The organism is Bifidobacterium leontopitheci (genome assembly GCF_009193355.1).
GTDB lineage: Bacteria > Actinomycetota > Actinomycetes > Actinomycetales > Bifidobacteriaceae > Bifidobacterium > Bifidobacterium leontopitheci.
Genome location: NZ_WBVT01000063.1, coordinates 1 through 9,789 on the forward strand (window position 1 = coordinate 1; position 9,789 = coordinate 9,789).

Annotated in this window: 4 protein-coding genes; 1 reads left to right on the forward strand and 3 read right to left on the reverse strand. The window is 65.3% G+C overall.

The features are described 5' to 3' along the window. Positions 1-571: 571 nt before the first annotated feature. The gene (locus F7D09_RS11575; RefSeq protein ID WP_226836294.1) at positions 572-2,743 is read right to left on the reverse strand and encodes a threonine/serine exporter family protein; all 2,172 of its coding nucleotides are present in this window, start codon (positions 2,741-2,743) and stop codon (positions 572-574) included. Between the two features lie 492 nt (positions 2,744-3,235). On the opposite strand from F7D09_RS11575, the gene F7D09_RS10765 reads away from it, so the two are divergent. Next, positions 3,236-5,992: a phosphoenolpyruvate carboxylase gene (locus F7D09_RS10765; protein ID WP_152235486.1), complete on the forward strand. Its 2,757-nt coding sequence runs from the start codon at positions 3,236-3,238 to the stop codon at positions 5,990-5,992. 452 nt (positions 5,993-6,444) lie between these two features. Here the strand turns inward: F7D09_RS10765 and F7D09_RS10770 are convergent, their stop codons facing one another. Then, the gene (locus tag F7D09_RS10770) at positions 6,445-7,479 is read right to left on the reverse strand and encodes a LacI family DNA-binding transcriptional regulator (RefSeq protein WP_152235487.1); all 1,035 of its coding nucleotides are present in this window, start codon (positions 7,477-7,479) and stop codon (positions 6,445-6,447) included. A 505-nt stretch (positions 7,480-7,984) separates the two neighbouring features. After that, the gene (locus tag F7D09_RS10775) at positions 7,985-9,541 is read right to left on the reverse strand and encodes an MFS transporter (RefSeq protein ID WP_152235488.1); all 1,557 of its coding nucleotides are present in this window, start codon (positions 9,539-9,541) and stop codon (positions 7,985-7,987) included. Positions 9,542-9,789: the final 248 nt, after the last annotated feature.

Sequence of the window (9,789 nt, forward strand, 5' to 3'; positions counted from 1 at the left end):
TTCCTCATGAAACCGTCGTCGTAATGACGCCTGCGATCCCCACACATGAGAAACCGCACCTCCAATCATCGAATCTGCATTATCGCAGTCCAACAATCGGGGTGCAGTTCACACCGAGGGGGCCGAGGGACGGGATGAATCGCTCGGCGACGGTCCCGCTGGCCGCTTCTCGGCTCCCCTTGTGAGGGGAGCTGGCAGCGAAGCTGACTGAGGGGTAGCCAGACGCTACGGACGATCTCAACGCCGGACCGCGTAGCGGGTGACGCTCCCCCACCCGCTACGCGGGAGCCCCCTCCACCGAGGGGGCCGAGGGACGGGATGAATCGCGCGGCGACGGTCCCGCTGGCCGCTTCTCGGCTCCCCTTGTGAGGGGAGCTGGCAGCGAAGCTGACTGAGGGGTAGCCAGACGCTACGGACGATCTCAACGACGAACCGCACAGCGGGTAACGCTCCCCCACCCGCTACGCGGGAGCCCCCTCCACCGAGGGGGCGGGAGGGATGATCCGCGTGGCGACGGTCCCGCTGCCCACCCCGCGACACGGCCCTCCACCGAGGGGGCCAGCCCGCACCCTCACACGTCGTAGCGCCAGGATTTGTCGGTGATCACGCGAGCCATCGCCAGGCCGATCGGCAGGCAGATGATCACCATGAACGCGCGGAACGCCCAGTCGAGCGCGTGCAGCGTATCGAACGACCCCAGGTAGAACATCGCCCGGTACATATACATGCCGGGAACCATGATGACGATCGACGGCACGGTCAGGCAGATACGCGGATATCCAAGATGCGGCGGCAGCACGCCCGCGCGCACCGCGGTCCGCCACGCGGCCGCCAGCAGACCGGCCAGCAGCGCGCCGATGAACGCGCCCGCCTCGGCCGGCACACCCCAGTCGACGATGGTCAGACGCAGCGTGTCGGTGATCATGCCGATCACCGCCGCCACCAGGCACATGCGCTGCGGCGAGTTGAACATCACGGAGAATCCCCACACGCCAAGGAACGCGGTGAGCGCGCGCAGTCCCGTGTTCGCCCACGGGTTCAGCCCGAGCGGCTCGAATCCGGTCGGGTTGAGGTGCACGACCACGGCCGCCATCCATCCGGCGAGCGTCGCCATGAGGATGATGCACAACACGTAGGTGACGCGTTGGATGCCCGACGGGAAGTCGATCTTCGCCATGTCGAGCCCGCCGGTGATGAGCGGGAATCCGGGGATGACGAACAGCATCGCACCGATGTACGCGGTGTCGTGCGTGAGCGCGATCGGGTCGAACAGGCCGATGAGGCGCAGCATCCCCGTGCAGGCGAACGCGGCGAGCGCCACGCACACGAACGTCACGAAGAACTGGTTGAGATGGTGTTTGAACAGGCGTCGGCGCAGCCAGTGGCCGAGTCCGGCGCCGACGAACGCGCCGACCATATCGTACGGGCCGCCGCCGAGCAGGAACACGAAGGACGCGCACGCGACGGCTGAGGCGAAGCCGGCGAATTCGGCGGAGTAGAGCGGCTTGCGGCGTTCGATGAGGTCGAGCCGTTCGTGCGCCTGCCGCACGGTGATCGGCGGCCGCCGTTCGCCGTCGCTGCGGCCGACGTGGTCGAAGTGTTCGGCGTATTCGCCGGTGGGCGGACGGTGGGTGCGCGTGCGGCGCGATTTCGCGGATGACGGCTGGGCGGAGGATTTTGCAGCGGAGGAGGATTGTGCTGCGGACTGCGGGGACGGCTGGGCGGCGGCGGACAGCTGGGCGGAGTCCGCTGTGACGGTGGCGAACTGGGTGGCCTGCTGCGAGGCCGACTGGGCGTCGGCTGACCACCCTCCGGCGCTGCGCGCCACCTCCCGCCAGCGGGAGGGAGTTTCGGCGGCGGCAGCGTCCGCAGCCGCATCGGCGGCGACGGTCGGGCCGCTGGCGGCCTCGCTGGCATGGCCGGCGGCCGCGGCACCGTGCACGACTGCCGCAGCATCCGCAACGACGTGTGCGACGCCGCTGCCGGCCGCGGCACCGTGCGCACTGTCCGCGGCAGCGTCCGCAGACGCAGCGCCACCAGACGCAGCAACTTCCGCAGCCGCACCTCCGTCTGCGCCCTGCATGGCGAGGAGGCGGTCGTGGAGGCGACGGCGGGTGATCTGGTCCTCTTCGAGCGCCTCCTCGGATTCGGAACGCAGCTCGTCGTCGGTGGCGCCCTCGGCAGCGATGTCGGCGGCCGCGGCCCTGACCATCGACACGGGCACGGTCACTTCGGCGGCCTCCATCGCGTCGAGCACCGGATCGTCCGACGCCTCGCCGGATTGCTCACGCGCCTCGGCCGCCTTGCGTTCCTCGCGGATCTGCTTGGCGAGTTCGGCGGAGACCTGCGAGACGTCGCTCTTGTCGAGGTTGCGCACGAGCCCGTCCGACACGTCGCCGGTGCTGTGGTACATGGAATCGAGGCCGAGGTTCACGCTGAACCAGTCGGCGTAGTGCTCCAGCAGCCAGATGCGTTCGGTGTTCACGCCGGTGGTCGGCAGGTCGATGACCTCGGTCATGCGCTCCTTGCCGTCCGTGCACGTGGCCTCGATGTCGGTGAGGTTCACGTCGGCGCGCACGTGCACGCCGAGCGGGTACGCGATGCGATGCATCATCTCGCGCACGCGGAAGCTGCCGGTGCCGGCGCCGAGGTCGAGCGCGCCGACCCTGACGACGATGCTGGTCTTGGCGGCGAGCCCCGCCTCGGTGACCGGCTTGTCCCAGTCGCGGCGGATGTCCTCCATGTCAAGGGGAATCGAATGGGTGTGGTAGTGGCTGACCGCCGTCGCCGCGTCCTCCACGGCGTCGCCCGCAGGCTTGCTGTTGTTGCGCACGTTGCTTCTTCTATCTGTCGTTGGGATGTCGTGATATCCGTCTCGTCCGTACGCCGGTGTCCGATTCCGCACGTCGAGCCGTCCAACCAGACGTCATTATTACTCACCGCGTGAACGAAACTGCACGTGCGCACCCGGCCGCACGCGCGGAACGCAGGCGAAACGCACACGGACTACGTCACGTTCCGGTGAAAATTCTGTGAAGACTCCCGTTACGCTCCCACGAAACGGCGGAAAAACGAAATCCGTAATACAAGTTGCGATTTATCGGCAATACAATAAGCTCACACCACTTTCGGCGACCGGCTGTGGGCTCGCAACGGATGGCCAAAACAACTGCGGAGGAGCCGCAGAGGACCATCAGACCGAGCAACCGGAACCCGGAGACAAAGGAGGTTATGAATGACCGATACCGATCAGCAGATCACGCCAGCCGACGCGACCATCGTGTCGACCGGCACCGGAACCAAAGGCCCGGAAGAGCGTGAACTGCCCGCATCGCTGAAGAACGACATGGACCTGTGCCTGGATATTCTTCGCGACGTGCTGGGCGAATACGATCCCAAGCTGCTCTCCACCTTCGACACCGTGCGCAACTACGCGGTCGAGGCGAGCGCCGAGCACTTCGCCGGCGCGCTCACCGACCCGAACCCGGGCGAGGACGGACTGGCCAAGGCCGTCGAGACCATCGACGCGATGAACCTGCATGACGCGCAGCTGCTCGCCCGCGCGTTCACCACCTACTTCCACCTCGCCAACCTGAGCGAGGAGAACTACCGCGTCTCCGTGCTGCACCAGCGCGAAAACCAGGTGAGCGACGACGCGGCCGTGGATCCGGTGAACGAACTGACCACCGCCTACCACCAGCTGCTCAACGAGCTGGGACCGGCCAAGGCCAAGGCGCTGCTCGAAAAGCTCGAATTCCACCCGGTCTTCACCGCCCACCCGACCGAAGCCCGACGCAAGGCCGTGGAAGGCAAGATCCGCCGCATCGCCGAACTGCTCGAAGAGAACAAGCGTCTCGGCGGCTCCGACAAGAAGGAGAACGTGCGCCGCCTCTACAACGAGATCGACGCACTGTTCCGCACCTCCCCGATCGCGCTGAAGAAGCCGACCCCGGTGGAGGAGGCCGACACCATCCTCGACATCTTCGACAACACGCTGTTCACCACGATCCCGAAGGTGTACCGCCGCTTCGACGACTGGCTGCTGGGCGACCGCGCCGGCCTCGAACCGCCGCAGTGCCCCGCGTTCTTCCACCCGGGCAGCTGGATCGGCTCCGACCGCGACGGCAACCCGAACGTCACCGCCAAGGTGAGCCGTCAGGTGGCCCGCAAGTTCAGCGACCACGTGATCGCCGCGCTGGAGAACGCCACCCGCACCGTCGGCCGCAACCTGACGATGGAATCGGAGACCACGCCCGCCAGCCTCGAGCTCAAGTCGCTGTGGAACCACCAGAAGGAGATGAGCGAGCGGCTCACCGACAAGGCCGCGCTGATCTCCACCAAGGAGCTGCACCGCGCTGTCATGCTCGTGATGGCCGACCGTCTGCACTACACAATCGAGCGCGACGCCGACCTCATGTACCACAGCTGCGACGACTTCATCCACGACCTGCAGGTGGTCCAGCGGTCGCTGGCCGAGGCGGGCGCCAAGCGTTCCGCATACGGCCCGCTGCAGGACCTCATCTGGCAGGCGCAGACCTTCGGCTTCCACATGGTCGAAATGGAGTTCCGCCAGCATTCCGTGGTGCACGCCCGCGCCCTCGAGGACATCCGCGAGCACGGCCTGCACGGCGAACGCGGCGAGCTCAAGCCGATGACGCACGAGGTGCTCGACACGTTCCGCGCGCTCGGCTCCATCCAGAAGCGCAACGGCATCAAGGCCGCGCGCCGCTACATCATCTCGTTCACCAAGAGCGCGCAGAACGTGCGCGACGTGTACGAGCTGAACCGCCTCGCGTTCGCCCACCCGGAGGACGTGCCCACCATCGACGTGATCCCGCTGTTCGAGCAGCTTGAGGATCTGCAGCATTCGGTGAACGTGCTCGAGGAGATCATCAAGATCCCCGAAGTGCAGGCGCGTCTCAAGGCGACCGGCAACAAGATGGAGGTCATGCTCGGCTACTCGGATTCGTCCAAGGACGCCGGCCCGACCACCGCGACGCTCGCGTTGCACGCGGCGGAAGGCCGCATCGTCAAGTGGGCCGAATCGCACGACATCGACCTGACCCTGTTCCATGGCCGCGGCGGCGCCGTCGGTCGTGGCGGCGGTCCGGCCAACCGTGCGGTGCTCGCCCAGCCGAAGGGCTCCGTGAACTGCCGGTTCAAGCTCACCGAGCAGGGCGAGGTCATCTTCGCCCGCTACGGCAACCCGGTGCTGGCGATTCGCCACCTCGAATCGGTCACGGCCGCCACGCTGCTCCAGTCCGCCCCGAGCGTCGAAAAGCGCAACACGGAGATGACCGAGAAGTACGCGGACATGACCAAGGTGCTCGACGACGCCTCGCACGCGCGCTTCCTCGACCTGCTCAACAGCCCGGACTTCGCGCCGTGGTTCTCGATCGTCACGCCGCTGACCGAGATCGGTCTGCTGCCGATCGGCTCCCGCCCGGCCAAGCGCGGCCTGGGCGCGAAGTCGCTCGACGACCTGCGCACGATCCCGTGGGTGTTCTCGTGGGCGCAGGCGCGCATCAACCTGGCCGCATGGTACGGCCTCGGCTCGGCGTGCGAGAAGTTCGGCGACCTCGAGACGCTGCGTGAGGCGTACGAGGAGTGGCCGCTGTTCTCCACGTTCATCGACAACATCGAAATGTCGCTGACCAAGACCGACGAGCGCATCGCCAAGATGTACCTCGCGCTGGGCGACGACGACGAGCTGGCCAAGAAGGTGCTCGACGAGATGGAGCTCACCACCAAGTGGGTGCTCAAGATCGTCGGCGACCAGTGGCCGCTGCAGCATCGTCACGTGCTCGGCCAGGCCATCCGCATCCGCTCCCCGTACGTGGACGCGCTGTCCGTCACCCAGGTGCTGGCGTTGCGTTCGCTGCGTAAGAAGGTGGACAAGGAAGAGCTCTCGCAGAGCCAGCAGGCAGGATTCATCTACCTGATCCTGTGCACCGTTTCAGGTGTCGCCGCCGGCCTGCAGAACACGGGCTGATAGCGTTCGGCTTGCGCGGGTGCGCGCGGGACTGCGCGGGCGCGGGAGGCGCTCCCCCAGTCAGCTTTGCTGACAGCCCCCTCCACCGAGGGGGCCGAGGTCGCGGATGATCAGCGTGCGCACCTTCTGCGCGACAGACCCTCCACCGAGGGGGCCGAGGGTGGGATCGCACGCAACGCTAATCCGCAGCAAGGTCCTTAGAGGGGGCCTCCGTCATCATGGCGGAGGCCCCCTCTGCGTATCTGCGCGACCGACCGTACTCGTAGACATCCATCCGAGTACGGTCCGTCAGCAATCTTCAACGAAACGTACTCCAAACAGTCGTACGAGTACGGTCGGTCAAGAATTATCAACGGACCGTACTCGGAGCGCACGTTAGAGTACGGTTCGTTGTTTTTTCCTGACCGACCGTACTCGGAGACCGCGTTCGAGTACGGTTCGTTATATTTTCCTCAACGAAGCGTACTCATGCGGCGGGTGGATTCGCGTTGGATGAGCTTGTAGCCGACACTGACGGTCTGCGGGTAGAACCCCTCGTCGCCGTCCGCGCTTTCGATGCGCCGCATGAGCAGCGACATCGCCGTGTTGGCCATGCCGCGGAAGTCGGTGGCGACGGTGGTGAGCGTCGGCACGCTGTACTCGCCCTGCTGGATGCCGTCGAAGCCGATGACCATCACGTCGTCGGGCACATGGACGCCGCGGTCGGCAAGGCCGCGTAGCACGCCGACCGCGATTCCGTCGTTGAGGCAGTAGATGCCGTCATAGCCGCTGCTCTTCAGGGACGCCGCGAGTGCGTGCCCCGCCTCGATACCGCCTTCGATCGACCATGCGGAGCGGATGAAGTCGCGCCCGTCGTCGAATTCGAGTCCGGCGGCGAGGATGGCCGCCTTGGCCGCATGCATGCGGATATCACGCGAGCCGGGGATGATGTTCGGGTTCTCGGGGTCGCGGTTGTCGCCGACGATGACGATGCGCGTGCAGCCGCATTCCACAAGATGCTCGATGGCCGCCCGCGAGCCTTCGGCGCTGGGCGCGTTCACCGTGTCGATGCGGATGCTGGTGTCGTAGTTCTCCAGCATGACCGACGGATGCTGTTTGAGGATGCCGACCGCGCGCGGCGCGTTGATGGCGATGATGCCGTCGGCGAACGTGTACGACAGGTCGCCGTTGCCGTTGGAGTCGAGCTTGAGGTAGCGCGACAGCTCGATGAGCATGTGCAGGCCGCGCTGATTGATCTCGTCGGCCATCGCCATGGCGAGATGCGAGAAGTAGTCGCCTTCGATGCCGGACGTGAGGAACGTGATGGTGCCGCTGCGGCCGGATCGCAGCGTGCGGCCCGAGAGGTTGAGCTTATAGCCGAGTTTCTTCGCCGCGTCACGCACTTTCTGCGCGGTCTCCGGCTTGACGTACGACTTTCCCCTGAGCGCGGCGGATGCGGTGGTGGCCGTCACCCCGGCCAGTTCTCCGACGTCCTTGAGCGTTACCATGCTGTTCCTTCCCGGCCGCCGCTCATGGGCCGCGACGGTTCATTGTCGCTGGGGAGCCCACGCGCAGGCGTGCTTTATCGATGAGATTCATATCTCATCGTAACGAAGCGCATGTAACAGACAATCGATTGAGCGTTTCGCGGCCGTCCGGGAGGTTCCGCGGCGACTCCGGCGACGTTCCCGGCGCGATTCCGGCGACGTTTGCCGGGGAAACGGGAGATGTGGGTGTTTCGTTGTGGGAAAATCGCCAAGCCAAAAACACAAAACGGCTTGATTCCAACGTTTTTGCAATTCCAGCACGGGCGTGATCGCCAAACAAAACACCCACATCTCCGGCACGGGCTCAAAAGAGCGCGGCAAGCACCGCCCTGGCCGCCCCGAAAACAGAAGAAACCCCACGGAAGAAGGAATTCCGTGGGGTTTCTTGGGTTATTCTGTTATCTGTTGTCCCGGCGACGGGCGGGGGAGGTTGGGACCCGCCGCATCCGCCGAACGTCTGCGCCGATCAGCCCTTGTGCGTGGCGTTGATCACGTTGTTGTGGCCCCAGCACTTCTCGTACGGCATGCCGGCAAGATCCTCGACGACCTTGCGGGTCTCCTCGGTGACGTCGGCCATCGAGCCGCCGTTGCGCAGGCGGGCGGACTCGGCGACGAGGACGTCGTGCGTGTGCTCGTTGAGGTGCATGCGGTAGGTGAGCAGGATGCCGACGAGGGCGAGCACGACCACGGTGCCGCAGTACATGTAGAGGAGCACCGTGACGACGGTCGGGGACTGGGTGGTGACGTCGGCGCCGGACTTGAAGCCGACGGCCTGCAGGATCACGCCGACCAGGATGGTGACGACCGTGTTGACGATGACCTCGAGCGTGGACTGGATGCCGGCGTACTGGCCTTCACGGCGCTTGCCGGTGACGAGCTCGTCGACGTCCGGCACGAAGGACTGCACGTAGGTCTGCGCGTTCACGATGCCGGAGTTGCCGAGCGTGAACAGGGTGATCAGGATGGTGAAGACCAGAGTGACTGTCGCCTTCGGCAGGCTGGAGACGGTCAGCGCGAGGATGTAGATGCCCACGAACAGCGCGATGGTGAACCAGGAGCCGATTCGGTAGGCGCGCATGCCGCCGAGCTTGGTGATGATGGCGGCCCAGATGACCACGCAGACCATGCCGAACAGGAAGCTGAAGCCGGTGGAGAGGGAGACCTCGGCCGGGGTGAGCAGCAGCACGAACATGATGAAGTAGGCGTTGATCTGGCCGCGGACCGTGCGGAAGGTCATCTGGGAGAGGAAGATGCCCAGGTAGTTGCGGAAGGTCTTGATGCGCAGCACGGAGAGGAAGTTCCAGAAGACGGAGACGAGGCGGCCGAAGAAGCCGACCTTCTCGGCGTCGCCCTTGTCGGCGGAGGAGATGTCGGTGGTCTCGTCGTACGGGCGTTCCTTGATGCACATCGCGCCGATGACGAGCAGCACGGTGCCGGCGACCGCGTAGATCATGGCGATCTTGAAGTACGGCTCCCAGCCGGTGGAACCCCAGACCTTGAACAGGTAGGCGTTGAGCATGGAGAGCGCGAAGCCGCCGACGCCGCCGCCGATCTGCTGGACGGCGACGAGCTGGGCGCGGTCCTTGGAGTCGTCGGTCATTTCGGACGGCAGCGAGTAGACGACCGTGTTGATGCCCGGGTAGACGCCGTAGTAGATGACGTTGATGACCAGGTAGTACCACACCGGCATGCTCGGCACCCACAGCAGCACGTAGAAGATGAGGTTCAGCGGTGCGGCGATGAGCAGCGTTCCCTTGCGGCGGCCGATCTTGCGACCGAAGGAGGTGGAGTACATGCGATCGGAGATGTAGCCCCAGATCGGCGTGATGAAACCGCCGATGGCCTTGCCGACGGCGAGCAGCGTGGTGACGATGCCAATGGAGATGGCGAGCGGCTGGGTGTAGTAGATCATCTGCCAGGTCATCACCATGGTGCTCATGGTGAACGACAACGGCAGCAGCGCGTAGGTGAGCTTCGTCACCCACGAAAGCTTGCGGCCTGCGGCCTGCGTCGATGCGGACATTTCGGATTCTCCTGTTTCTCTTGGAAGCCGGACACGCGGGGTGGAGACGCTCGCCGGTGGGGGTGATGTCGACGTGCGGGGTGGGACGGCTCAGTCCGTTCCCCGCGACCCGCCACGGAACCTTATCGTTAAGATTCTGTGAGCCGGTTTCCTGTATTTGATGTTTGCAGTAGTAACGATATCACAAATCTTAACGATGAGATTATTTTGTGGGTTCGGGCGTGTCGCGCCGCGGAAGGGGGCGGGGG